Annotated in this window: 29 protein-coding genes and 1 pseudogene; 14 read left to right on the plus strand and 16 right to left on the minus strand. The window is 47.6% G+C overall.

What is annotated here, in order from left to right; all coding sequences use genetic code 11:
• Nucleotides 1-127 precede the first annotated feature (127 nt).
• The 4 genes from ybeY to CSUNSWCD_RS03105 all read left to right on the plus strand — a co-directional run bounded on the left by ybeY (nucleotide 128) and on the right by CSUNSWCD_RS03105 (nucleotide 3,150).
• Entirely contained in the window at nucleotides 128-544 is a 417-nt protein-coding gene (gene ybeY / locus CSUNSWCD_RS03090; RefSeq protein ID WP_009493759.1) for an rRNA maturation RNase YbeY, read from the plus strand.
• A gap of 345 nt (nucleotides 545-889) precedes the next feature.
• The gene (locus CSUNSWCD_RS03095; protein WP_009493761.1) at nucleotides 890-1,981 is read left to right on the plus strand and encodes a metallophosphoesterase; all 1,092 of its coding nucleotides are present in this window, start codon (nucleotides 890-892) and stop codon (nucleotides 1,979-1,981) included.
• Complete coding sequence (locus tag CSUNSWCD_RS03100; RefSeq protein WP_009493762.1) at nucleotides 1,978-2,778, plus strand: phosphatidylserine decarboxylase; 801 nt, start codon at nucleotides 1,978-1,980, stop codon at nucleotides 2,776-2,778. Before CSUNSWCD_RS03095 ends, CSUNSWCD_RS03100 begins: the two co-directional genes overlap by 4 nt.
• A gap of 9 nt (nucleotides 2,779-2,787) precedes the next feature.
• Nucleotides 2,788-3,150, plus strand: a complete 363-nt coding sequence (locus CSUNSWCD_RS03105) for a hypothetical protein (protein WP_009493764.1) — start codon at nucleotides 2,788-2,790, stop codon at nucleotides 3,148-3,150.
• A 388-nt stretch (nucleotides 3,151-3,538) separates the two neighbouring features.
• Here the strand turns inward: CSUNSWCD_RS03105 and CSUNSWCD_RS03110 are convergent, their stop codons facing one another.
• The 14 genes and pseudogenes from CSUNSWCD_RS03110 to folD all read right to left on the minus strand — a co-directional run bounded on the left by CSUNSWCD_RS03110 (nucleotide 3,539) and on the right by folD (nucleotide 13,866).
• Nucleotides 3,539-4,276 (minus strand): DNA alkylation repair protein, encoded by a 738-nt coding sequence (locus CSUNSWCD_RS03110; protein WP_009493771.1) that lies wholly within the window; start codon nucleotides 4,274-4,276, stop codon nucleotides 3,539-3,541.
• Between the two features lie 198 nt (nucleotides 4,277-4,474).
• The gene (locus tag CSUNSWCD_RS03115) at nucleotides 4,475-5,050 is read right to left on the minus strand and encodes a hypothetical protein (RefSeq protein WP_009493775.1); all 576 of its coding nucleotides are present in this window, start codon (nucleotides 5,048-5,050) and stop codon (nucleotides 4,475-4,477) included.
• The gene (locus tag CSUNSWCD_RS03120; protein ID WP_009493776.1) at nucleotides 5,040-6,416 is read right to left on the minus strand and encodes a tetratricopeptide repeat protein; all 1,377 of its coding nucleotides are present in this window, start codon (nucleotides 6,414-6,416) and stop codon (nucleotides 5,040-5,042) included. Before CSUNSWCD_RS03120 ends, CSUNSWCD_RS03115 begins: the two co-directional genes overlap by 11 nt.
• A pseudogene (locus CSUNSWCD_RS11965) lies at nucleotides 6,377-6,535 on the minus strand (tetratricopeptide repeat protein); the annotation flags it as partial. The pseudogene CSUNSWCD_RS11965 and the gene CSUNSWCD_RS03120, both read right to left, overlap by 40 nt.
• Nucleotides 6,481-6,678 carry a hypothetical protein gene (locus tag CSUNSWCD_RS03125; protein ID WP_034964215.1) on the minus strand — a complete coding sequence of 66 codons (198 nt, stop codon included), beginning with the start codon at nucleotides 6,676-6,678 and terminating at the stop codon, nucleotides 6,481-6,483. The gene CSUNSWCD_RS03125 and the pseudogene CSUNSWCD_RS11965, both read right to left, overlap by 55 nt.
• A 231-nt stretch (nucleotides 6,679-6,909) precedes the next feature.
• Entirely contained in the window at nucleotides 6,910-8,013 is a 1,104-nt protein-coding gene (gene ychF, locus CSUNSWCD_RS03130; RefSeq protein WP_009493780.1) for a redox-regulated ATPase YchF, read from the minus strand.
• Nucleotides 8,013-9,464: a leucyl aminopeptidase gene (locus CSUNSWCD_RS03135; RefSeq protein WP_009493785.1), complete on the minus strand. Its 1,452-nt coding sequence runs from the start codon at nucleotides 9,462-9,464 to the stop codon at nucleotides 8,013-8,015. The genes ychF and CSUNSWCD_RS03135 overlap by 1 nt, the downstream gene beginning before the upstream one ends.
• On the minus strand, nucleotides 9,445-10,047 hold the full coding sequence (locus CSUNSWCD_RS03140) for a DedA family protein (protein WP_009493787.1): 603 nt from the start codon (nucleotides 10,045-10,047) through the stop codon (nucleotides 9,445-9,447). Before CSUNSWCD_RS03140 ends, CSUNSWCD_RS03135 begins: the two co-directional genes overlap by 20 nt.
• Nucleotide 10,048: 1 nt before the next feature.
• Nucleotides 10,049-10,597: an adenine phosphoribosyltransferase gene (apt, locus tag CSUNSWCD_RS03145; RefSeq protein ID WP_009493789.1), complete on the minus strand. Its 549-nt coding sequence runs from the start codon at nucleotides 10,595-10,597 to the stop codon at nucleotides 10,049-10,051.
• Nucleotides 10,598-10,617: 20 nt separating this feature from the next.
• Nucleotides 10,618-10,947 (minus strand): hypothetical protein, encoded by a 330-nt coding sequence (locus CSUNSWCD_RS03150; RefSeq protein WP_009493791.1) that lies wholly within the window; start codon nucleotides 10,945-10,947, stop codon nucleotides 10,618-10,620.
• The gene (gene rpiB, locus CSUNSWCD_RS03155) at nucleotides 10,944-11,384 is read right to left on the minus strand and encodes a ribose 5-phosphate isomerase B (RefSeq protein ID WP_009493792.1); all 441 of its coding nucleotides are present in this window, start codon (nucleotides 11,382-11,384) and stop codon (nucleotides 10,944-10,946) included. The genes CSUNSWCD_RS03150 and rpiB overlap by 4 nt, the downstream gene beginning before the upstream one ends.
• Nucleotides 11,385-11,494: 110 nt before the next feature.
• A complete protein-coding gene (locus tag CSUNSWCD_RS03160) occupies nucleotides 11,495-12,148 on the minus strand; it encodes a site-2 protease family protein (RefSeq protein WP_009493794.1) in 654 nt (217 codons plus the stop codon).
• Nucleotides 12,145-13,011, minus strand: a complete 867-nt coding sequence (gene lepB / locus CSUNSWCD_RS03165) for a signal peptidase I (protein ID WP_009493795.1) — start codon at nucleotides 13,009-13,011, stop codon at nucleotides 12,145-12,147. Before lepB ends, CSUNSWCD_RS03160 begins: the two co-directional genes overlap by 4 nt.
• A 3-nt stretch (nucleotides 13,012-13,014) precedes the next feature.
• Nucleotides 13,015-13,866 (minus strand): bifunctional methylenetetrahydrofolate dehydrogenase/methenyltetrahydrofolate cyclohydrolase FolD, encoded by an 852-nt coding sequence (gene folD, locus CSUNSWCD_RS03170; RefSeq protein WP_009493797.1) that lies wholly within the window; start codon nucleotides 13,864-13,866, stop codon nucleotides 13,015-13,017.
• Between the two features lie 82 nt (nucleotides 13,867-13,948).
• Here folD and CSUNSWCD_RS03175 point away from each other — a divergent pair, with 82 nt between their 5' ends.
• The 8 genes from CSUNSWCD_RS03175 (at nucleotide 13,949) to CSUNSWCD_RS03210 (ending at nucleotide 21,006) form a co-directional block, all read left to right on the plus strand.
• Nucleotides 13,949-14,305, plus strand: a complete 357-nt coding sequence (locus tag CSUNSWCD_RS03175) for a c-type cytochrome (RefSeq protein ID WP_009493799.1) — start codon at nucleotides 13,949-13,951, stop codon at nucleotides 14,303-14,305.
• Nucleotides 14,302-15,717 carry a glutamate-1-semialdehyde 2,1-aminomutase gene (hemL, locus tag CSUNSWCD_RS03180; RefSeq protein ID WP_009493801.1) on the plus strand — a complete coding sequence of 472 codons (1,416 nt, stop codon included), beginning with the start codon at nucleotides 14,302-14,304 and terminating at the stop codon, nucleotides 15,715-15,717. Before CSUNSWCD_RS03175 ends, hemL begins: the two co-directional genes overlap by 4 nt.
• On the plus strand, nucleotides 15,717-15,995 hold the full coding sequence (locus CSUNSWCD_RS03185) for an AtpZ/AtpI family protein (RefSeq protein ID WP_002948578.1): 279 nt from the start codon (nucleotides 15,717-15,719) through the stop codon (nucleotides 15,993-15,995). Before hemL ends, CSUNSWCD_RS03185 begins: the two co-directional genes overlap by 1 nt.
• Entirely contained in the window at nucleotides 15,992-16,750 is a 759-nt protein-coding gene (locus CSUNSWCD_RS03190; RefSeq protein WP_009493803.1) for a hypothetical protein, read from the plus strand. Before CSUNSWCD_RS03185 ends, CSUNSWCD_RS03190 begins: the two co-directional genes overlap by 4 nt.
• On the plus strand, nucleotides 16,740-17,942 hold the full coding sequence (locus CSUNSWCD_RS03195) for an MFS transporter (protein WP_034964219.1): 1,203 nt from the start codon (nucleotides 16,740-16,742) through the stop codon (nucleotides 17,940-17,942). Before CSUNSWCD_RS03190 ends, CSUNSWCD_RS03195 begins: the two co-directional genes overlap by 11 nt.
• Nucleotides 17,943-17,972: 30 nt before the next feature.
• A complete protein-coding gene (fliK, locus tag CSUNSWCD_RS03200) occupies nucleotides 17,973-19,670 on the plus strand; it encodes a flagellar hook-length control protein FliK (protein ID WP_009493810.1) in 1,698 nt (565 codons plus the stop codon).
• A gap of 3 nt (nucleotides 19,671-19,673) precedes the next feature.
• Nucleotides 19,674-19,943, plus strand: coding sequence for a FlhB-like flagellar biosynthesis protein (locus CSUNSWCD_RS03205; RefSeq protein ID WP_009493814.1), 270 nt, complete (start codon nucleotides 19,674-19,676; stop codon nucleotides 19,941-19,943).
• Between the two features lie 514 nt (nucleotides 19,944-20,457).
• Nucleotides 20,458-21,006, plus strand: coding sequence for a CheR family methyltransferase (locus CSUNSWCD_RS03210; RefSeq protein ID WP_009493815.1), 549 nt, complete (start codon nucleotides 20,458-20,460; stop codon nucleotides 21,004-21,006).
• 136 nt (nucleotides 21,007-21,142) lie between these two features.
• On the opposite strand, the gene CSUNSWCD_RS03215 is transcribed toward CSUNSWCD_RS03210, so the two are convergent.
• Both CSUNSWCD_RS03215 and CSUNSWCD_RS03220 read right to left on the minus strand, forming a co-directional pair.
• Nucleotides 21,143-22,345: an MFS transporter gene (locus CSUNSWCD_RS03215; RefSeq protein ID WP_009493817.1), complete on the minus strand. Its 1,203-nt coding sequence runs from the start codon at nucleotides 22,343-22,345 to the stop codon at nucleotides 21,143-21,145.
• A 39-nt stretch (nucleotides 22,346-22,384) separates the two neighbouring features.
• Nucleotides 22,385-22,837 carry a copper resistance protein NlpE N-terminal domain-containing protein gene (locus CSUNSWCD_RS03220; RefSeq protein ID WP_009493819.1) on the minus strand — a complete coding sequence of 151 codons (453 nt, stop codon included), beginning with the start codon at nucleotides 22,835-22,837 and terminating at the stop codon, nucleotides 22,385-22,387.
• A gap of 107 nt (nucleotides 22,838-22,944) precedes the next feature.
• On the opposite strand from CSUNSWCD_RS03220, the gene CSUNSWCD_RS03225 reads away from it, so the two are divergent.
• The gene (locus CSUNSWCD_RS03225; protein WP_009493831.1) at nucleotides 22,945-23,865 is read left to right on the plus strand and encodes an SPFH domain-containing protein; all 921 of its coding nucleotides are present in this window, start codon (nucleotides 22,945-22,947) and stop codon (nucleotides 23,863-23,865) included.
• On the plus strand, nucleotides 23,862-24,254 hold the full coding sequence (locus CSUNSWCD_RS03230) for an NfeD family protein (protein ID WP_009493832.1): 393 nt from the start codon (nucleotides 23,862-23,864) through the stop codon (nucleotides 24,252-24,254). The genes CSUNSWCD_RS03225 and CSUNSWCD_RS03230 overlap by 4 nt, the downstream gene beginning before the upstream one ends.
• Nucleotides 24,255-24,325 lie beyond the last annotated feature (71 nt).

Raw genomic sequence — 24,325 nt, forward strand, 5'->3', positions numbered from 1 at the left:
TTTTAAAATTTTATACAAAGCGAGTAAAATTTGACGCCGATGTCGTTTGTTACAAATTTGGCTTTATTAAATTCGACCAAAATTTTCGCTAAAATCATACTCAAATTTAACTAAAGGAAAGCCAAAAATGATACTTTGCGAGGACGATTATCCGAAGATTTTGGATCAAATTTGCGATTATTTGACCGCGGGCGAGGTGGAGCTAAGCTTTGTTGACGCCGAGGAGATGAAGGAGATAAACGTCCGCCAGCGCGGCATCTATGAAACTACGGACGTGTTAAGCTTCCCGCTTGAGATGCAGCTGCACGCGCCGCTTGGCTGTATCGTGATAAACACCGAGCTAGTCGCCGCCAAAGCCGCCGAGCTGGGTCACAGCGAGGATGACGAGACGGCGCTGCTTTTTACTCACGGACTGCTTCACGTGCTGGGCTATGATCACGAAAACGACGCGGGCGAGATGAGGGCCAAAGAGTGCGAGGTTATCGAGAAGTTTAGCCTACCAAAGAGCCTCATCGTGCGAACGCAGGATGCGGGCGAAGAATAATTAAATTTCGCTAGCTTCGTAAAGGTGCGGGTTATGCCAAGCGTAAAGTAGCTACCAGTGGTAAAATTTTAAATACATCGCTAAATTTAGCCCGCAAATAGCATATTGTTTAAAATTTACAAACCAAAACGCAAACGCGGCGCGAGTCAAATTTGCCCCGAGCAAGCGATCAAATTTCCCTGTCCGCCTATGCCGAACTTGTCGCGTAAAAAGACGTTTCTGACACACGCTTCGCCGCCTCGCTCAAATTTCCTCAAATTTGCTGCGCGCAGTGGTTAGATATTTAATAATTTTGGCTAAATTTACGAAATGTTTTATGTTCTATCATCTTTGATCATCATTTTTATGAATTACGTTTCTTATCGCGGGCTTTTTGCAGATGCCGCGCTCAGGCCGCTTGCTACGCATAAAAGGGCGCTTGGGCTATTTTTCCTGACGCTTGCCATGGGCGGCATCGCGCTGGCTTTTTCGCTGCGGTTTAACTTTTTGGGTCCTAGCTTTCGCATCGCCTGTTCGCTGATGTTGGCGCTGACGTTTATTATCTTTTCGTTCGTGCTTTTTACGAACGTCGTCGCGCTCGCCGTCCGTCCCGTAACCAAGCGCGCGTTTAGCGAGAGCAGGCGTAAATTTTTGCGTCTTTATCTTGATGTCACGATACTTATTTTGGCGTTTAGCTACTTTTTTAGGGGCATCTTTAACGCCGTAAAATTGCCCGAAGTAAAAGCGCAGGATATCGAGCTAAAGGGGCTAAATGGCGAGCTAAAGATCGCGGTTTTAACTGATATTCATCTGGGAGATTTTTTAGGAGCGGATTTTGCGCGAGCGATAACTAGGCGCGTAAACGAGCTTCGTGCCGATGCGGTCGCGATAGTGGGCGATATCGCGGATCTGCCGCCGCACCGTTTGGCCGAGTTTATCGCGCCATTTAACGAGCTAAAGAGTAAATACGGCACCTTTTACGTGCCCGGCAACCACGAGTACTATAACGGCATCGACGGCACGCTAAAAGCGATCCGAGAGACGACGAATTTTAAAATTTTAGGCAACGAAAACGTGCGAGTTGGCGGGATAAATTTAGCCGGCGTTTACGATCTCATCGGTTTTAGATTTAAAGCGCATGAGCCAGATCTAGTCGCCGCTCTAGGCGGTCGCGACGTAAATTTGCCTACCGTTTTGCTCGCTCATCAGCCTAAATTTTTAAAATACGTGGACGAAAGCGCGCCCGTGGATCTGGTGGTGAGCGGGCATACGCACGGCGGGCAGATTTTTCCGTTTTCGATGCTGGTAAAGCTCGATCAAAAATACGTTGCAGGGCTATATAGCGCGAACAAAAAAACGCAAATTTACGTTAGCCGAGGCGCTGGATTTTGGGGGCCGCCGGTGCGCGTGATGGCGCCTAGCGAGATTTCGTTATTAAGACTAAAAGGAGATGTATGAGGGGACTTGTTTCTAGGATATTCGGGTTTGTGGCGGCGGTTAAATTTCCGAGGTTTTTGCAAACTTTTATCAATGAAAAATACGTAAGCGGCTTTAAGATCGACATGAGCGAGTTTAAAGAGCCAAAGGAGTACGAGAGCCTCACGGCGCTTTTTACCCGCGAGCTACAGTGTCCGCGAGATTTCGACGTTTCGCCGCAGGCTTTCATCAGTCCTAGCGACGGTACGTGCCTTGAGCTCGGAGTGAGCAAGGAGCTAAAAGCAATCAGCGTCAAGGGGCATGAGTACGGCATAGCTGAGCTTCTGGGCGACAGTATGGAGCGCAGCGAGCGAGACGCCGAGCTAGAGTACGTAAATATTTATCTCAGCCCGCGCGACTATCACCGCTACCACGCGCCTTGCGATATGAGGATCTTATCCGCGCTCTACGTGCCTGGCGAGCTATATAGCGTGGCCGTTAGCGCGCTGCTAAAGGTGCCAAATCTATACGCCAAAAACGAGCGCGTGGTGCTAAAATGCGAGCTTGCAAGCGGCAAAAAGATGTGGTTGGTCTTCGTCGGCGCGCTAAACGTGGGCAAGATGAAATTTGACTTTGACGCGCGCATACAGACTAACGCCTGCGCCGGCAACGTCGCGCTCTACGAATACGAAAATTTAAGCGCGAAAAAGGGCGAGCAGCTGGGGATGTTTGAGCTGGGCTCTACGATCCTCATCCTCAGCGAGCAGGGCGCGGTCAAATTTGATCTAGCAGCCGAGCAAAAGCTAAAATACGGCGACAAAATAGGAACTATCAACTAAGGAGGCGTGATGGGAACGCAACTAGTCGAACAAAACGAGCTAAAAGAAACGCTAGAACTAAAAGAGCGCATCGAAAACAACACCGTCGTCGAACTCTGGGAAAATAGCGAGGACTACGAGCGCCTAGCCAACGCGACGCGAAAGACCATGCGCTACATCAACGACGAGCAGATAAAGAGCTTTGCCGATGCGTTAAATCAAACGAACGAAAAGATCTTAAATTTGACCTTTGAGGGCGTGAAAAAGCATCACGAAAAGAAATTTGAGCAAATCAGAAAAAAGCAAAAACTCTATGTCGCTTCAGCTTTTGCCATCGGCGTTCTAGTCGGCGCTCTTTGCGTCTGGGCGGCGTTTAGGATCTTTGCGGCGTAGGTTTTGTTTTGCGTTCGGCCGTTTGAAATGCTTGCGTGCTGGGGGTTTATTTTGCTCGGTTTTGCCTGGGCAAATTTGACTTGTTAATCGCGCGATTGCTTGCGGCTTTGGCGTGTGGGCTTAAATTTGACGCTTTGATTTTTGGATTTACTTGAGTGTTTGGCTTTAAATTTGAGCATGGAGGCTTTTAAAATTTGCTTGTCGTTGCGAGTTTGGCTCAAATTTGATTTCGGGCTGCGGCTGTAAATTTGATCTTGTATTTTGGTGCAACAGCCATTAAGCTCGCATCTACTTGTTGCGCATCGTCTATCAAGCGCGTTTGCTTCTTAAATTTTATAAAAATTTAAATTTCAAATTTAGCCGCCGACTTGCGTATCTGCCCAAAAAGCTAAATTTTGATTTTTCTCGTGGCGTGACGGATGATTTGCTGCGTGTTTTTGTTTTGCGATCTTTGCCAGCGCACGAGCAGCTCCTTTGCGGCGGCGAAATTTACCTTTAGATAGTCCGCGACGTTGTTTGCGACCGAGCGCTGTACGAAGCGCACCTCGTCCTCTTTAAGGATCTCTAGCACCGCAAAAACCGGGCTCGGATCGCTGATGAAAAGCTCCAGTTTGCTAGCCCACGGCAGCTTTGGTCGCAGACCCTCCGACGCTAGCCTACGCAGGTGGAAATTTGACGAACGCGCCCACTGCGTCATGGTTTTTAGCGAGTCTTGCGGATATTTTTTGATAAAGGCGCGCACCGCGTACTCGCCCGTGCCGCGCTTCGTGATTTCCCTGATCGCGCCCATTGAGGTTTCAAAGTCGTCTAGGCCGTAAATTTCGATGTATTTTGCCAGCGGCAAAGTCCAGTAAAAGTGCTTAAACATGCCCGTTTCGTTCGGGTTTTCCTCGCCTAAAATAGCGATCAAAATCTCCGCTGCGCGCTTAAAATCCGGCGGCAAAAGCTCATTTAGCGCGTTTGCGTGCGCCAAAATCCTTTGCGAATAGCCTAGTTTTGGCGTGGTCGCCGCGATTTGCCCGCAGTAGCTATGCGCATCAAATTTAGGATAAACCGCCTTTATCTTTTGCGATAAAATTTGCGCCAATTTTTCTCCAAAATATACCGCCAGTCCGCTGTTTTCCATGTTTTTCCTTTGGGTAGGTTTATCTAGCCTTTAAGCAGGTATGAATCGTAAATTTGTCGCCTAAAACCAGGCGGCGTTAAATTTGCAGCCGTTACGCTCGCCAAATTTGCCGCAGTTTTTTGGGTCAAATTTAAATATCGACCCAAAAAGAGGGCGCTAAATTTAGCAAAAACTAAAAAATAACGCCCGAAAGTAAAATTATTTGCACTCGACTTGCGGCATCTGCGCTAAAAATATCGGCAATTTTTGCTTGATTAGCGTGTGAAATTTGCTTCTATCCGCGATATTTAGAAACTTTAGCGCGTAGTGCGTGACTCTAAGCCCGCAGTTAAGGCTCTTGACGTGGATTAGATTGATCTCGTAGTTGTCAAAATCCGGGTTGCCCGCGATCGGATAGTAGATCGTATAAGCTTGATACTCTTTATCGTTTATAGGCTTGAAATCATACTCCGCTTTGCCAAACTGCCCGCTTTTTAACGCGGTTACAAAGGTCTTTTGATATTCGTTGATATCGGCGTTTTCATCGACGGTGACGCTTACTAGTTTGCTCCATTTAAAGCCCACTTTTTCATTGGGTAGATAAAACTCAGCCGTTCTTGCGTTTTTTTGCTTTAAGACGAATTTTTCGCCGTCTATGGTTACTTCGTTTGGTAGATTTACGCTATCTAGCGCGCTTTTTGGTAGCTCTATCTGCGTGGTTCTAGGCTGGGTGCAGCCGCCCAAAAATAGACAAACGGCCGCAACGGCGGCAAATGAAACTTTTTTAAAACTCATGTTTTTCTCCTTTATTAGTTGATTTTTTAAACTCCATGCACTTTTTAGCTAGCCCAGCCTCGCACTCTTTTTCGTGCAGCTTTTGCGCCTTTTGGCGTAGCGCGGCGGCTTGTTTTTTGTCGCTGCGCTCAAGGTGGCGCGCTAGATTTAGGCACCCGCGTGCGTCGTCCGCCTCGCAAGCCTCGCTAAAAAGGCTCGCAGCCTCGCTGGCGTCCGCTTTTACCACTTCGCCTATGCCTCTTTCATAGATCGCGCCTAGATTTGTGCAGGCCGGTTTTAGCCCGTTGTAGCAGGCGATCCTGTAAAAGTTAAAGGCCTTTGCTATATCTTGCGGCACGTCTGATCCGTCAAAATACGCGTCCGCTAGGCTCTCGCAGGCATCTAGTCGCCAAAGTAGGCAGGCTTTTTCAAAAAGCTCCAACGCGCGAGAAGCGTCCTTTTTTACGCTGCGTCCATGAAATAGCATATCGCCAAGCTCGGCGCAAGAAGCGCCAAAGCCGCCCTTGCAGGCTTTCTCGTGAAATTTGACCGCCTGCTCGCTATCTTGCCGTACTCCGCCGAGCCCCTTTTCGTAGAGCTGCGCTAACGCCGCGCAACCGTTTGCTACGCCTCTATCGCACGCCTCTTTGCCCAGCTCGTAGGCTGCCTCAAACTGCCCGCCTTGATACTGCGCCCTGCCGCCGTATAGCTCGTCCAGACGCTCGCTGCCGCTGCATTTGTAGGCATTTGCGGCGCAGGCCTTGTCGTAGTAGGATCTAGCAGCCTTGATATCCTGCGCAAAACCCGCCTCGCCGTCCTCGTAAAGCCTGCCCAAAGCTTCGCACGCTTCGTAAATTTTACCATCGCAGGCAAGCGGGTAAAATTTGAGCGCGTTTTTCGAGCTTTTCGCGGCTTCGTCGTTTTTGCCCATTGCGCCGTCCGCGTACATGCCGCCTAAATAGTAGCAAACTACCGCGTATCCGCGCTCGCAAGCCTTTACGTAGAGCTCTAACGCTTTGCTTTCATCCGGTGCGACGCCAGTACCAGCTTCGTAAATTTGAGCTAGATTATAGCAGCTTAAACCAAATCCTTTTTCGCAGGCTCGATCAAAAATCGCGGCGGCTTTGGCGTGTTCGCCGCTGTTTTGGTGGAGCGAGGCTAGGCTATCGCAGCCTGATGGCTCGCCTGCGTCGCAGGCTTTTTCGTAAAATTTGCTAGCCTTTGCGTCATCTTGTTCTACACCTTTGCCGTTTTTGTATAAAAACCCAATCCTTGCACACCCGCGCGCTTCGCCTGCGTCACATACTTTTTGGCTAGGTCGTTTGCTTTTTCGACGTCTTTTTTTACGCCGCGACCTTGTCTGTACTGGATAGAGAGGTTGTTGCACGCGGATGCGCTGCCCAGGTAGCCGGATTTGTCGTAGAGCTGTGCGGCTTTGGCATCGTCCCTGGCTACGCCTTCGCTCTCTTCGTATAAAAATGCGAGGTTAAAGCAGTCGCTAGCGATATTTTTAAAAGCTTTGCCGCATCCTTAAATCGCTTTTCGTTGTAGGCTACTATGGCGTCATCGTGGGCTTTGGCTCCCTTGAAATTTATTTGAGCGCAGAGTAAAATTAGAGTGGCTATGCAAACGGCTATAATCTTTTTCAATTTTTTCCTTAAATTTAGCGTCGAGTCAAATTTGAGCGGCAAAAACCGTGCCGAGCTAAATTTAACGCGCTCTTAAGGGCTAAAATAAATTTTGCGGCGCAGTGTCGACACGAAAAGGCGTCAATTTTATTTTGCTAGCATTTATGTTTATAGCCGCGCGGCATAAAACAGAGGCGGTCAAATTTGGCCAAAAACCGCTCGGTTATAAAGCCAAATTTGACCGATTTATACTTAAACGTTAAATCTAAAATGCATCACGTCGCCGTCTTGAACAACGTAGTCCTTGCCCTCTAGACGCATTTTGCCCGCCTCTTTGGCCGGATTTTCGCCGCCGCAAGCGATGTAGTCCTCGTAGCCGATGACTTCGGCTCTGATGAAGCCCCGCTCAAAGTCGTTGTGGATGACGCTGGCGGCTTTTGGCGCTTTCCAGCCTTTTACGATCGTCCATGCGCGCACCTCGACGACGCCAGCGGTAAAGTAGCTGACTAAATTTAGCTTCGCAAACGCCGTTTTGATGATCTTTTCCAGGCCGCTCTCGTTCGTGCCTAGCGAGCTTAGAAACTCATGCGCCTCTTCGTCGCTAAGTCCCACGAGCTCCTCTTCGATCTTGGCGCAAAGCTTGATGACCTCGTGTCCCGAGCGCGCGGCGAACTCACGGAGCGCCTGTACGTATTTGTTATCCTGCGCGATGCCGTCTTCATCGACGTTTGCACCGTAAACGACCTCTTTTGCGCTGAGTAGCCTTAGCTCTTTGTTTAAATTTATAAACGCTTCCTCGTCCTTGCCGCCGAAGCTGCTCGCGCTTTTGCCGTCGTTTAGGTGGGCTAGCAGCGAGTTTGCAGTCTCTAGCGCCTCTTTCGCGCCTTTTGCGTTTGCTTTGGCTTCGCGAGTTAGACGCTCGATTTTTTTGTTTAGCTGCTCGATGTCGGCGAGGATGAGCTCGGTCTCGATGATTTCGACGTCCCTGACGGGATCGACGCCGCCCTCTACGTGCGTGATGTTTTCGTCCTCAAAGCAGCGCACGATGTGTAAAATCACCTCTGTTTCGCGGATATTTGAGAGAAATTTATTTCCTAGCCCTTCGCCCGCGCTCGCACCCTTTACGAGGCCCGCGATATCGACAAATTCGATAGTTGAGTATTGGATTTTATTTGGATTTACGATTTTGGCTAGCTCGCCTAGGCGCTTATCGGGCACCGGCACGACGGCCTTGTTTGGCTCGATCGTGCAGAACGGATAGTTCGCACTCTCGGCATTTTGTGCCTTCGTTAGTGCGTTAAACGTGGTTGATTTGCCGACGTTTGGCAAACCTACGATACCTACTGCTAGTCCCATTACAGCTCCTTTGCCATAGCGCATAGATAATAAAGATTCATTCGCACGCCAGCTCCCGTCGCGCCCGCTTGGTTATATCCCCAAGCTTTTTCGGTGTATGCGGGGCCTGCGATATCTTGATGTATCCACTTGTCTTTAAATTCGTCTTTTATAAATTTATCTAGGAAAAGCCCCGCCGTGATCGCGCCGCCGTAACGGCTAGAACCTGTGTTGCTGACGTCTGCGATCTGGCTTTTGATTAGCTCGCGTAGATGCGGATTAAACTCCAAAATCGTATTTAGCTCGCCGCTCTTTGCCGCTTTTGCTTTAAATTCAGCCTTTAGCTCCTCGTTGTTGCCCATTATGCCGCTTGTGTATTCGCCAAGACCCACCACGCAAGCGCCAGTTAGCGTCGCCATGTCGATGAGGATATCGGGCTTAAAATCCTGCGCGTAGCTAAGGCAGTCTGCGAGCACCAAACGGCCCTCGGCGTCGGTGTTTCGCACCTCGATACTAACGCCGCTGCGAGAGATCAGCACGTCGTCTGGTTTATAGGCGTTGCCACCGATCATATTTTCGGTCGCGCCTAAAATAGCGTGAATTTCAAACGGTAAATTTAGCTCGGCCGCGCCTTTAATTATACCCATTGCCGCCGCCGCGCCGCTTTTATCGGCTTTCATCGTTAGCATATAATCAGCTGGCTTTAAGCTAAGTCCGCCGCTATCGTATGTTAGCCCCTTGCCGACGAAGATTACGCGTTTTTTCGCGCCATTTGGTTTGTAGATAAGGTGGATGAGGCGAGGCGGATGGACGCTGGCTTTGTTTACGGCTAAAAATGCGTTCATCTTTTCTTTTTCAAGGAATTTTTCGTCGTAAATTTTGCAGCTTAAATTTGGGTAGTTTTTGGCTAGATTTTGCGCCTCTTCGGCCATTTTTTGCGGAGTGTAGATTTCAGGTATTTCGTTTACGATGTCTTTGGTGAAATTTGTCGCAGAAGCGATTATCTCGCCGTGAGCAAAGCCGTCCTGCGCGTCGTTTTCGCGGACTTCCTTGTCGTTATACTCCTCCTTGCTAAAAATAATATCTTTTAGAGCGTATTTTTCTTTTTTTTCTTTGTATTTGTTAAATTCGTAAGCTCCGAGCAAAAAGCCCTCGGTTAGAGCTTGAAAGCTCATTTTTTGGCAGCCTGCGAGATACGAGGCTAGTTTAATGCTTTTGACGTTTAGCGATTTTACCGCATTGTAGGCCTTTGCCGCAGCTATGCGAAGCTCGTCGTAGCCAAGCTTGCTAAGCGGAACGTAGATCCTGCCGCTTTCTAGCAAAAGCAAGACGTTGTCGCCTTTGTAGTTGGCAAATTTAAACGCCTTTTCGTCTTTTATAAATTTATGTTTTATGTTTTTATCTACGACGAAAATCAGCTCCAAATCAGCCTTGATTTCGTTTAGTTTTTTATTAGTGAGTTGAAACCGCACTTCTGTGTCTCCTATCGTTTAAAATTTTATTTTCTATGCGCCTAAAGCCGTAGAGCAAAATGCCCAAAAATACCGCTACTATCGGCACAGCGACATACCAATGCTCTTTTGCTTTGTGCAGTATATCAAGTATGTGCTCGCCGAGGATCCATGCGGGGATTACCGTTATCGCGGCCCAGCACCAGGCGCTGATTAAATTTATAAAGGCGTATTTTTTCGCACTATAGCCCGTTAGACCGATGCACATCGGGATGATGACGCGAAAGCCGTACATGTAGCGCTGGATAAAGATGATCGGCCAGCCGTATTTTTTCAGCATTATGTGCGCGATGGCAAATTTACGGCGCTGGGCGTGTAGTTTTTTGGCGATGTATTTTTTATTATAGCGGCCTAGATAAAAGTAAAATTGATCCCCGACAAAGCCGCCAAGCCCCGCGATAAAGATCGCCGGCACGATATGCATATGCGTCGTGTGTGCGAGTATGCCCGCCATTATGAGCGCCATCTCGCCTTCCATTATGCACCATAAAAAAAGTATGATGTAGCCGTACTCGGTGAGTAGTTTTATGAAAAATTCTTCCATCTCAGATCTCTAGTATACTGTAAATTTTGGTTAGAGGGCGTAAATTTTCGCTACCGCCCAGATCCTTTAAATCAATCAAAAAGCAGGCCTCTACGCAAACGGCGTTTGTTTGATTGATTAGCTCTACGCTTGCTTTTGCGGTGCCGCCCGTAGCGATTAGATCGTCGATCAAAAGCACCTTTGCGCCCGCTTTTTCACCGAATGCGTCGATGTGGATTTGCACCTCGTCCACGCCGTACTCTAGGCTATATTTTTGCGAGATCGTGATGTAGGGTAGTTTTTTAGGCTTTCTAATCGGCACAAAAGGCAGTCGCAGTCTAGCCGCCAAAGCCGCTGCGAATATAAATCCGCGCGACTCGATGCCGGCGATAAAGTCGATACTAACATTCTCGTAGCGAGCTGCGAGATGGTCGATTAGAAAATTAAACGCTTCCTTGTTGTTTAGTAGCGTCGTAATGTCGCGAAATACTATGCCCGGTTTTGGAAAATCGTTTATGCAGCGGATAGAATTTAATAAAAACTCCTTCCCCGCTTTGTCTAGTTCTTTCATTTTTTGCCTTTAAATTTGATTTATAGTAGCGCTTCAATTTTGCCCTCTAGTTCGCGGATGCGCTGGCGGAGTTTGTCGTTTTCTAGGCGGTACTGCGAGTTTCTAGTGCGAAGGGCGTTGGCGTCGTTTTTGACTTTATTGAGTTCGTCGGTGAGGATGTCGATATTGCCAAGGCCGCGCTGGAGCTGAATTTGTAGTTTGCGGATGACGACTTCGGTGTCTTGGAGATTATTTTTCATAAATTCGCGCGTCGTACGTTCTTTTTTAAGTAGAGTTTTAAAGTAAAACACCATAACAATAAGATAGATGCAAATGCAAATCAAAACAGTAAGCACTAGCCAATCTATCATTTTTCGCCTCCTAGCTTTTTCACGCGTCTTTCGTGTCTGCCGCCGGCAAATTCGGTAGCGAAAAAGGCTTTTACCATATCTGCCGCTACGGCGTCGCCGATCGTTCTAGCGCCCATGGCTAGCACGTTTGCATCGTTGTGCTCTCGAGCTAGTTTTGCCGTTGTAATGTCGTGACAAAGAGCGCAGCGAACGTGCGAATGGCGGTTGGCTGCGATACTGATGCCGATACCCGTGCCGCAGATTAGTACGCCGTATTCGTTATCGCCGCGTAAATTTTGCGCCATAAGCTCGGCAAAATCGGGATAATCAACGCTATCTTTGCTATGCGCTCCTAGGTCGCATACGTCAAAACCTTCGTTTTTTATAAGCTCGCAAATTTGCGCCTTAAGATCAAAGCCCGCGTGGTCGCTCGCGATAAAAATTTTGTCTATTTTCATGAAATTTCCATAAGCTAAAAATGCTTAATTATAGCAAAAAAGCATTAAAGTAAAATTTCGCCGCTAGCCTTTTGGGGCGAAATTTTAGGCTAAATTTTAAAATTTGCCGTTTACAAAAACATCCTCATGATCGCCACGGCATATCGTATCGGCTCGAAAAAGTAATCTTTTAGCGGCGAGATCACGATGATAACTAGCGCGATAAAGCCGTATCTTTGCATGCTATTTAGCCAGTTTGCCGCGCCGTGAAGCCCAAAAATGCGCAAAAGATACTCAAGCGCCTTTGAGCCGTCAAGAGGCGGGACGGGGTAGAGATTAAAGAGGGCTAGGACTAAATTTACGGCTGCAAGCATAAATACAAACTCCGCTACCGCGCCGTCAAAAAACCCCTCGAAGCCTATAAATTTAATTAGGCAAAACGCTAGCGCAAAAAGAGCGAGGTTGTATGCGATGCCCGCAAGCGCGACGATGATAGCGGCCTTGTAGCCGCCGTTATAAAGCACCGTGCGTAAATTTATGGGTACGGGTTTAGCCCAGCCAAACGTCACTCCCGTGCTAAGATACATTAGTGCGGGCACGACGATAGTGCCTAGCGGATCGACATGTTTTATGGGATTTATGCTGAGCCGCCCCAAATTTTTGGCGGTTAGGTCGCCAAATTTAAACGCCGCGTATCCGTGCGCGATCTCGTGTCCGACGACTGAGATAACGAGCACGGCGACTAGGATCGCAACCTGCGCGAAATCGATGTTATCAAGGTTCATTCGATCTTGTTTCCGTCGTTTTTAGCTTCGGCTTTGGCGGCGTCTAGCAGCTCAGGCGAGTTTTGTATAAAGTCCACGCTCTTGCCGACTCTGTTCCATCTGATTTTGTATTCGTCATCCCAGCTAAAGTAGACAAACCACGGCTTGCCGACTATGTTTTTGTAGGCTACCGGCCCCCAAAATCGGCTGTCGTTCGAGTGGTCGCGGTTATCGCCGATCATGAAAAACTCGCCCTCTGGAACCTGAAAATAAAATGCGTTAAACGGATAGTTGCCTACGCTGGGTAGCTCGTTTACGATAACGGGCTGCATGGCGAATTTGCTCGCGTTTAGGTAGTTTACGGCTAGTTCAAATAAATTTACCTTCTCGTCGTAGTGGATACCGCCGAATTTATATGGCTCGCGCACGAAAAGCTTACCGCCAAATTTTACTATATCTTTTTCGTCAAAATTCGCCTTTATAAACTCCTCGCCCTCGTGCGGGTGTAAAAATAGTGCCTTTTCGGTGAAAATCACTTCATCGCCGCCGACTGCGAAATTTCGCTTGACGTAGTGGATCTTTTCATCGTGCGGATAGCGAAAAACCACGATATCGCCGCGCTGCGGTTTTGCGCCCTCGATGAGGTGGCCGTTGCTGTTAAAATCTGGCAAAACCTTGACCTCGATCCACGGAATGCGCGGAGTCGAGATGCCGTAACTAAATTTTTTAACAAAAAGATGATCGCCGACTAAAAGCGTGTCCTTCATCGAACCAGACGGTATCACGAAGGCCTGTGCGACAAAGAAAATCACGAGCAAGACGATGATGACAGTGCCCGTCCAGCTGTTTGAAAAATCTAAAAATCTATTAAACGCTTTTTTCAAAATTTATGCCTTTTTTGCGCGGTTTTTGGCTGATTTTATGGTGTTTGACAGTAGCATCGCGATAGTCATCGGACCTACGCCGCCTGGAACGGGCGTTATAAATGAGCATTTTGGCGCTACCTCGTCAAATTTGACGTCGCCTTTTAGCTTGCCGTCGTCCATACGGTTTATGCCTACGTCGATCACGACGGCGCCGTCTTTTACCATATCAGCCGTTACGAAATCGGCCCTGCCGATAGCGGCTACTAGGATGTCGGCGTCCGCGCAAATTTCTTTTAAATTTCGCGTTTTGCTATGCGTCACGGTTACGGTCGCATTGGCGTTTAGCAGTAGATTTGCCATCGGTTTGCCTACTATGTTGCTGCGTCCGATTACGACGGCGTTTTTGCCCTCTAAATTTATATCGTAGGCTTTAAAAATTTCCATTATGCCTAGCGGCGTGCACGGTACGAACCCGTCAAGCCCGCTAGCTAGTTTGCCGGCGTTGATCGCGGCAAAGCCGTCCACGTCTTTTTCAGGGCTAATGGTTTCTAAAATTTTATTCGTATCTATGTGCTTTGGTAGCGGCAGCTGAACTAGGATGCCGTCGATACCGTCGTCTAAATTTAACACGTCTATTAGCGCGATTAGCTCGCTTTGAGTCGTAGACTCTGGCAAGCGGTGCATAACGCTTTTTATATCGCAGGCTATGCAGGCTTTTTCTTTTGCCGCGACGTAGGTTTGGCTGGCTTTATCCTCGCCGACTAGTATCACCGCAAGCGCAGGCTCTATGCCTTGATTTTTCAAATTTAACGCTTCGTTTTTTACTCTTTCTTTTACTTGCGCACTTACGTTTTTGCCGTCTAATATCGTCATTTTCGTCCTTTATTACTTTTTAATCGCAAAGATTGTATGATAGCTAATTTTAGATTAAAATTACGAAAAAGCGAAAGAATTTATGAAAATTTGGCTGATTTTTTGGTTGCTTTACGGTGCGGCGTTTGCGAGCGATTTTATCACGAAAAACGAATACGCAAGGATGCTCTATCAAAACCCGCGCGGCATCGGCTGCGACAAGTGTCACGGCAGCGGCGGCGAAGGCTCGCTCATATCAAAATATAGACATTTCGATAAAAAAACCAAGCAGGTCATCGACGACGAGCTAAGAGCGCCAAGGATAAACAATCTTGATTTTGAGACGTTTAAAGAGGGCGTGCTAAGCGCTAGAAGCGTGATGCCTAGCTACTTTCTAACCGACGAAGAGATAAATTTGCTTTACGAATACGTTATAAATTTCAATAAGGATAAAAAATGACTAACAAAGAAGCTTTTGGGCTAGCTAAAAAATATATCCCGGGCGGCGTGGATTCGCCCGTTCGCGCGTTTGGCAGCGTCGGCGGCGAGCCGTTTGTGGTGGACCGCGGCGAGGGCGCGTATCTAGTCGATATCGAGGGTAACCGCTATCTAGACTTCATCCAGAGCTGGGGACCGCTCATTTTCGGGCACTGCGATCCGGATATCGAGAGCGCGGTGATAGCGACGGCTAAAAAGGGACTAAGCTTTGGCGCTCCGTCAAATTTAGAAACAAGGCTAGCCAAACTAATCTGCGACGAGTTTAAAAACGTAGAAAAGGTACGCTTCGTAAGCTCCGGCACTGAGGCCACTATGAGCGCGATCCGCGTGGCGCGCGGTTTTAGCGGCAAAGATGGACTGATAAAATTTGAAGGTTGCTACCACGGACACAGCGATGCGCTTTTGGTAAAAGCAGGCAGTGGTGCTACGACCTACGGCAACGCTTCCAGCGGCGGAGTGCCGGCAGACGTGGTGAAAAACACATATCTAGCGCGCTACAACGATATAGCTAGCGTGAGGGCGATATTTGAGGCAAATCCTGGCAAAATCGGCGCGCTAATCATCGAGCCGATCGCGGGAAATATGGGTCTAGTGCCTGCTGATAACGAGTTTTTGAGCGAGCTTAGACGCCTTTGCGACGAAAACGGCGCAGTGCTGATTTTCGACGAGGTTATGAGCGGTTTTCGCGCGAGCAGGCACGGATCGTTCGAATTTAACGGCATAGAGGCTGATCTCGTGACCTTTGGTAAGGTTATCGGCGGAGGCTGCCCGGCGGCGGCGTTTGGCGGAAAGGCTGCTATCATGGACTGCCTAAGCCCCGAAGGTGCTGTGTATCAGGCGGGCACGCTAAGCGGCAATCCCGTAGCTATGGCCGCCGGCATCGCAAGCCTGAGTAAAATTTTTGCTGATCATGATCTTTATGACCGTCTAAACAAACTAGCCGTACTGTTTGCTCACGGGCTAAAAAGTGTCGCCACGAAGCACGGCATCGCTCTGCAAACGACGGTGCGAGGCTCGATGTTTGGCTTTTTCTTTACTGCAAGCGAGGTTAAAAACTATGACGACGCGCTAAAAAGCGACGTCAAGCTTTACGCCAAATTTCATGCCAAAATGCTTAAAAAGGGCGTCTATCTAGCACCTAGCCAGTTTGAGACGGGCTTTATCTGCGACGCGATGAGCGAAGAGGATATCAAATTTGCGATTAAGGCCGCGGACGAGAGCTTTGCCGAGATAGTCGCGCAGACGGCTGGCGAAAACGAAGAAATGCGCGAGGTAAAAGCAAGGATCGCCGATCTAGAAGAGCGCCTAAAAGAGGCCAGGAAAGAGCGTGAAGCGATACAAGAACGCATGAAAAACAGCTGGGGATTTGCCTAATGGCGAAGATAAATTTAGGCGATGTCGTAAAGGGTGCCGAGCAGCTAAGTCTGGGCGTTTCTATCGTCGTGGCGCTTGCTATCGGAGCCGGGTTTGGCTACTGGATGATGAAGGAAACCGGCTGGACATGGACGCTGTTTGCAGGTATCGCAGTTGGTATCGCCGCAGCCGGCCTAAACATCAAAAAGGCCTACGACGCGCAGATAAAAAGCCTAGATGAACTAAAAGATAAAGGTAAATTTAAACCCGCGAAAGACGATGACGAGGACGATGAGTGAATCTTAAGCTCCTTGCCGTTTACGGTACGTTTGAGGCTTTGCTTTTGCTTGGCTCGGCGGCATTTGGCCACGCGTGGTTTTATAGCTCGCAGGTTGCGTTTGCGGGCTCGCTTTTGGTGCTGGCCGCGACATTTAGAGCCTACAAAAAACGCGTAGAAAACGGCGTGCGAGACTACGACGCCTCCGCAGAGGACGACATAGACGAGTGGGGCGAAAATCACGAGGAATTTCCTGATCGCCCCGCGGAGGCTAAATTTGGCGGGCATGACCCGCACTGCGAAAATGCTAAGCGTTTGGATGTGTCAAATTTGAACGGCCTCGCAAAAACGGACGCGGAATTTGACCAAGCGGTGGAGTTAAATTTAAACGGCGAAAACGAGCGGGTTAAATTTGACGCGGCAACAGAACAAAATGAAGCCGCGCAGGGCAAATTTGACGAGCAGAATTTAAACGGTGCAAGCCAAAATAGCGGGTCAAATTTAAGCCAGACAAACGAGTCAAATTTGAGCAAATCAAGTAAAGATAGCGAAACTAAGCCGTCAAAAAAGCAAAATTTCGCGCGTAATTTAAAGCAAAATTCGCCCAACTACTTCACCGCATTCGTGCCTTTTCGGCTGATTGCGTATGCGGTTTTGGTCGTCGGATTTTTGGCGTTAAAAAGGCACGGTAACCTTGATATCGCAGCGTTTTTGATCGCGCTTGCGGCGATGCCTGCGGGCGCTTTGATATATGGAGTAAGAAGCAATGAAAAATAGCTCGATAATAACGATCAGATCGATGTTTGCACTATTTGTGGGGATGGCGTTTTTGTTTGTGGGAAACGGCCTCATCATCAGCTCGGCCGGCGTCGAACTAAAAAAAATGGGCGCAGGCGAGCTAGAGACGGGATTTGTTATCGCGGTATTTTTCGTTGGTGCTATGGTGGCTACGATATTTTCGCATAAAATCGTCTCAAAAGTCGGTCATATCAGGAGCTTTGGGATATTTGCGTCGCTTTTTGGTATCGCGGCGATGTTTCACGACCTTAGCCAAAATCTCTATTTTTGGGCTTTTTTGCGCGGATGTCTGGGTTTTTGCTACTACTCGATCTTGATGATAATCGAAAGCTGGCTCAACGCGCGCGCCAGAAACGAAGTTCGCTCGCGAGTATTGGCCTTTTACGAGATCACGTTTTACGTCTGCTTTGGGCTGGGCATCCTCGTGCTATCGCTAAATTTATCCACTTCTCACGTACTTTTGCTTAGCGCGGCGTTTATTTTGTTTTCGAGTATTCCTTTAAATTTGATCCGCATCAAAGAGCCGCCGATCCCCGAAAAAAAGAGCGTCTCGATCCCGAGAGTATTTGCGCTCGTGCCTTTGGCGCTCATCACCAGTATTGTCGCAGGCATCCTTATAAACGGCTTTTTTACGATGGCTAGCGTTTATATCCTGCTGCAAGGATACGGTGCGAGAGAGGTTTCGTTTTTTATGACCGTCGCGATGGCGGGCGGCTTTATCGCCCACTCTCTCATAGGTGGCTTTTCGGATAAATTCGGCCGCCGTCCCGCGATAATGTGCTGCGCGGGCGTGTCGCTATTTGCGGCTATTTGTTTTTTGGCGCTTAAGCCATCTATCTACGCGCAGTACGTTTTGTCGTTTTTTCTAGGCTCGGGCGCTTTTTGCCTCTATGCGCTGTCGCTCGCTCGCGCTAACGACGTTTTAAATTTAAAACAGAAAAATCAAGGCATCGAAGTGGGGCGCGCCGTACTTTTTAGCTACTCTTTTGGCTCACTTCTTTCGTCCGTGATAATGGGCGCTAGCATGCAAATTTTAGGCTTTGACGGCTTTATGTGGGTTTACGTGGCGTTGCTTGCGTTTCTCATCGCGTTTTGCTTCACGCAAAAAACCGTTCCGCTTGAAAGCAGAAGCGACTTTGAGCACAGCCCCGGCACGATGGCAAATAGCTAATGAAAATCTCAAATTTGACGATATAGCCGTATGGAATCAGTAAGTAACTCAGTAAGCTCACAAATCGCGACCCAGGCCGCAGTCAGCGGCGCTCTGCCTAAAACGGGCGGTCCTGGCGGCCCAAGTGCCGGACAGACGGGTCAGGCGGGCGAAACCAAAAATCTTTTTAAAAATCAGCCCACGCCTGCACAAAATTTGGACTTCGAGGCCGCAGATAACGCCGTAAAGGATCTCGATAAGCTCGTAAACAAGCTTTTAAACGAGCTAAAATCAAGCCCGACGCAGGCTAAAGAGCTGGCCGCACAGGCAAAAAATCTCCAGCTCTCGCCAAATCTCGCAAAAGATATGAAAAGTCTCGCGGCTCTTGCCGAAAACGAACCTGATCTAAAGGAATTCGCGCTTAAATTAAAAGAGTTTTTAAAGCCCGTTACCGATCTAAAAAACGCGCCGCTAAACGAGCAGATAAAAAACTCGGGCATCATGCTGGAGGCAAATTTAAAGGACGCGCTAAACGGTAAATTTAACCTACCTAGCGCGATAAATAAGCTATTTGGCGATATAAAAAATCTCTCAAATCAGCAGCTTTTGGAGCAAATTTCAGCTCTAGCTAAGGATGATAGCCTAAGCACGAACGAGAGCTTTGCGAGGCTTGATCAAATTTTACAAAATGCTAAAACTGCAGCCAAAGATACGCTGGCTAGCTCGCCTTTTAAACAGCTTTTTGAGACCTCTGACAAGCTAGAAAACGCGGCTAAATTTATGGATAAACAAGCAAGCGCCATGAGTGGCAGCGGGCTAAGCTTAAACGAAAAAACGCTAAACAACGAGCTAAATAAAATCTCGCAGCTGCTTGCAAATGCGGGCGAAAAAATGCAAAATTTAAACAGCGAAAAACTAAGTCAAAATAGGGGCTTTGCTCTAAATTTCGCCGAGCTAAAAAACGCGCTAAAAGAGCTAACTGACGAGCTTGGCGCGCTTGCTGGCTCGCAGGATAAATTTAACGACTTCGCGCAAAAAATCGTCCGAGACGGCGCAGAAGGAAGCGAGGGCGCGACACTGCAAGACAAGCTGCAAAATGCGGCTAGAAAGCTAAATTTTGCCTTGCAAATCGCCGATAAAGCGGGTTTTGAAGCAAAAAATAACCTCGATGAAGTTGGAAAGCTAATAAAGCAGCAAAACATCGCTCGCGCCGAACTTGGCGCCGTGACGCCAAAAAGCGCCGAAGAGACGGCAAAGGTGCTGCAAAACGACGTAAAAAGCGCGCTTTTAAATATGCAGTCAAAGTCCCCAGATGCTAGTCCTGTAAAAGACGCCGCCTCAAAACTGCTAGCCCAAATCGAGATGCATCAGCTAGCCTCCGCGGTCGCAGGCGGCGTGCAGACCTATCTGCCCTACGTCTGGGAAGGTGTAGATGGCGGAAATATCAGGTTTAAGCAGGGCAAAAAGCAAAAACACTACGCACAAATCGATCTGAATTTTCAAAATTTCGGCCAAATCAATATCATGGTGGCGCTTAGCGAAAATAAATACATCGACCTAGCAATCGCGACGCAAAAAGAGGAGTTTAAGGAGCTAATTTTAAGCGGCGCGAAGGAGCTAAAAAAGGCTATCGGCGAGCAGGGGCTGATAGTGTCAAATTTTAGCCTAAAAACTATGCCAAAGCTGCGTCTTAGCGGCGTTTACGGCGGTCTGGATAAGCTTGATATGGGCTTTGATAAAAAGGCGTAAAATTTGGCAAAAGTACAAAAAACTAAAAAGGCCGTGGCTCTTGGCTACAACCGCCAAAAAGATAACGCGCCTAAGGTGCTAGCTACGGGTTCGGGCGAAGTGGCGAAAAATATCATAAATCTAGCCAAATCTCACGACATACCGATCAAAGAGGACGCCGATCTAATCGAGGTTCTAAGTAAGGTCGATCTAAACGAGGAAGTACCGCCAAATCTCTATAAAGCGGTCGCAGAAATCTTTAGCTTTTTATATCAAATGACGAATAAAAAATAGGACGTTTGTCGTAAAAGCAAGGCGAGAGCAGGCTTATCGCAAGCGTAAATTTGAGCGCGAACTAGGAAATTTAAAAAAGACGGTTGTAATAATGCTTTTTGATTCGCCTTTGTTTGTCTTGTTTTTGGTTTCTGTTTTTGCCTGTAGTAACGCATACTAATAAAAATAGTCTTATCCAAAACGGACAAAAACCGGTGATTATCAAGTAAGATTTGACTACTCTTTTGCCGTTGTGGCGAATACTGAATTCTCATCTAAATTTTAATGTACCGTTTTAGCTATCATAAAATTATCCGCATTGTTTTATGTATTTTACTTTATGGTTAAAATTAATGTAGATAAATATATGGTATTTGTGAAATTAACTCAGGAACGGAACAAATTTGAAACAAAACTATTCCTAATCAGCGTTTTTTCTGTCAGCCTAATGTGTTTAAAGTTTTTTTAAACAACTTAATCTAAACAAGATTGTCCCGGTAAAACTAAATAGAGCGAGATTTATTTTTACAGAGAGTTGCCGCAGCTACAAGCCGCGATCTACTACGCCAGAGAGGAGTTTGATAGTGTGCGGATACTGTGCGCACCGTGCTCGACTGGCGATGAGGCGTACTCGCTAGGTATGCTCGCGCACTCAAATTTGTTCGACGTAAACCGCGTCAGCATCGTTGGTGTCGACATAAACTCCGAGGCTATCGATAGCTGTAAAAAGGGCGTTTATAGCGAGCGCTCGCTGCACCGCCTAAACGACAATCAAAAAAATATCTACTTTACAAAACGTGACGGCAAGTATGAAATCAAGCGTGAGATGCTGCCTAGATGCGAGTTTAACGTGGCAAATATCTTTGACGACGCGATCTTTAAGCTCGGTAAATTTGACATCATTTTCTCGCGAAATATGATGATTTATTTTAACGAGGAATTTAAGCTAAAAACGGTCGAGCGCTTTCATAAAATTTTGAGCGATCACGGCAGACTATACGTCGGGCACGCCGATCTAGTACCGTTTACGACGCTTTATAAAAAGCATATTTCAAACAGAACGACTTACTACGCCAAGGCCTGAGCGGGGTAAATTGCCATTAAATTTGATTGATAAATTTGATGTGAGCGGATGGCTGCGTTTTTGACGCGGACGGCAAATTTGCCGGATTAAATTTGATTAAATTTGCCACTTGCCAAACCCGCGCCGCAAGGCAAATTTACGCTAGCTCGTCTTTGTAAATTTTACGCACAAAAAGCCAATAAATCGCTCCCGCAAAAAACATACAGCCTATCAGTGCCGTGATTATCGAGAGGCTAAGCCCAAGCTCAAAAAGCAGCCCTATACCGCTAGAAATCACCGCCGCGACGCCCAGGTAAACCATATCGTTATAGGCGATTATACGGCCATAAAACGCCGGATCGCACTTTTGCTGGATGAGCGTGTAGGTGTAGCTCCAAAGCGTCGAGGTGAAAAATCCCGCGCAAAAAATCCCGATAAATCCGATATAGAAGTTAAACTGCAGTGCGCTCCACGCTATGACGCCAAGCCCATGCCCGACGTAGATATAGACTAGGTTGGAGTTTGAGACAAATTTGCTAAGCACGAGTGGACCGACGATGAGGGCGACGGCGCGGCAGGCGTTTATGTAGCCTATGATGAGCGATGCCGATAGCAGGCCAGCGTACGGATAGTCTGCTAGTAGCGCCACGAGCGCGTCGTAGCTAGTCACGCCTACAACCGCGTGCAGCATGATGAGGTGTGCGATGAGTGGGTTTTGTTTTACGTATTTTAGGCCGTTTTTTAGCATCTCGCGGACTTTTTCGCCGCCTTTTTTGGCTCGCACGGCGATATTTGTTTTAAGCAGGACGATGAGCGCCACGCCGTAAAGAGCGCAGTCTAGCAAAAAGGCGCTTTTTATCCCGAAAAAATGGATATAAATGCCCGCCAGTCCCATGCCCGCGGTGTATGAAAACGCCCAGATGAGCGAGTGGATCTCGTTTGCGGTTTTTAGGTCGTCTTTGTTTAAAATTTTAGGGAAAAGGCTCATCTCGACCTGAAAATACGTTCCGCCGGCTCCGACTCTGATAAATATTATCATAAATAGCAGCCACATCAATGAAAGCTTGTCGATAAAAACTAGCATAAAAACCGTCACCATCTCCACGACCGTGAGCGCTATTAGCATTGGTTTGGGGCTAAATTTATCCACCACGATACCACTAAAAGGCGATAGCAGCACGCCCGGCACGAAAGCTAACGCAGCCGCCGCCGTGATCGCCCAAACGGGCGCGTCAAGCTCGATAAGCAGCGTAAAAATGCCCGTGTGCGAGAACCAAACGCCAAAATAGCAAATCAGTTGTATGAGCGAGAGGCGCGCGAAAACGGGCTGGTTTTTTAGTAGGTCGATAAATTTACTCATTTTGGGCTTCGGGTCAAATTTGAGCGCTAAATTTGCCGATTAGTTTGCTTCTAGCTTTTTGTAGATGCGCTCCTGGGCGAAATTTTCTTTGATAAAGCTGTTTTGGTTGCTGATCTGGCGTAGCGTATCGCCGTTAATCTCGAAATTTAGCTTTTCGCGGTATTGATTCGTCACTCTTAGGGTGTTGCCCTCTATCTCGTATTTGCCCTTTTGCATCTCTCTTTGCGCGATCTTTTTTTGATAAATGGTGTCGATTTTAAACGTTTTGTCCGCGTTTAGTGTTAGCGTGCTTTTTGAGTTTTCGCCACATCCGTCGCAAAACACCTTAGCTTCGTAAACGCCGATCAAATTTTCCTTATCTATCTCGGTGCCGCAGGTTTCAAAAACCTCCGTGCTGCCGCATTTTTTGCTATTTACCGCGCTTGCGCCGCCACTTGCCGCACAGCCAGCAAATATCATCGCGGCAGCGGCTAAAAATAAAATATTTTTCATGATTTATCCTTAAAATTTTGGCTAATTATACTAAAAAATTTCCGCTAAAATGGCGATTTTTTAGCAAAAAGCGGCTAAAATGATGAAAAATATTTTAAGGAGTAGTCATGGAAGAGAGCATCCCGTTTATCGTATTTGCCGTGGTCGTGCTGGCCTTTGCGGTCTTGTTTTTAAAAGCCGGTATTAAGATCATATCGCAGTCTGATATCTACATCGTCGAGCGTTTGGGTAAATTTCACAAGGTGCTTGACGGCGGATTTCACATCATCATCCCGTTTGTAGATCAGATCCGCGCCGTGATCACCGTGCGCGAACAGCTAGTAGATATCACGAAGCAGCAAGTTATCACAAAAGATAACGTAAACATCAGCGTCGACGGTATCGTGTTTTTAAAGGTCGTGGACGGCAAAATGGCTCTATATAACGTCGATAGCTACAAACGCGCGATCGCAAATTTGGCCATGACGACGCTGCGCGGCGAGATAGGTGCTATGAACCTTGATGATACGCTTAGCTCGCGCGACCGCCTAAACTCCGCGCTACAAAGAGCGCTCGGAGATGCCGCCGACAACTGGGGCGTAAAGATCATGCGCGTCGAGATCTCGGAGATCTCCGTGCCGCACGGCATCGAAGAGGCGATGAATCTACAGATGAAAGCTGAGCGCGAAAAACGCGCGATCGAGCTAAAAGCGCAGGCTGAAAAAGAGGCGCTCATCCGAAACGCCGAGGCTCTAAAACAAGAAAAAGTATTGCAAGCCGAAGCCATCGAGCGTATGGCCGATGCGAAAAAATACGAGCAAATCGCGCTAGCGACGGCTCAAAAAGAGGCGATGGATATGATAAATGAAAGCATGGCGCAAAACGCAAAAGCCGCCGAGTTCTTGCTCGCGCGCGACCGCGTCGGAGCCTTTAACGAGCTAGCCAAAAACGGCTCAAAAGATAAAATTTTAGTCCCTTACGAAGCGACCGAGCTCATCGGCTCTTTAAGCGTTTTAAAGGACTTTTTGGGCGCTAGGGCGGCGAAATGATACCTGCGTACTTGATGCTGGCTGCGGGCATTGGACTAATCATGCTCGAGTTTATGCTCGGTAGCTTTTTCGTGCTATTTTTCGGGCTTGGATTTTTGGCGGTCGGAGTTTTGGGATTTTTTATTGATATCGCTTGGGAGTATCAAATTTTACTCATCGCTATCGTCTCGTTAGTCCTACTTTTTGCACTTAGAAAGCCGCTAAAGGCCAAATTTAACCAGCACGAAAGCGAGGTCAAAGACGACTTTTTAAACGAGAGCGGCGAGGGCGAGATCAGAGAGGGTATGGTCTATTTTAAAGGCACTTTGTGGCGATACGACGGAAATTTAGCCGAGGGCGTAAAGGTGCGCGTGCTCGGCACGAAGGGAAATAAAGTCGTTTTGGAGTGAGATTAAATTTGAGCTTTTGAGGCGGCTTAATGCTTTAATCTAAGTCGCCTTTTGCTGCTCAAATTTAAAAG

Source organism: Campylobacter showae CSUNSWCD (assembly GCF_000313615.1).
GTDB classification, from domain to species: Bacteria; Campylobacterota; Campylobacteria; order Campylobacterales; family Campylobacteraceae; genus Campylobacter_A; species Campylobacter_A showae_A.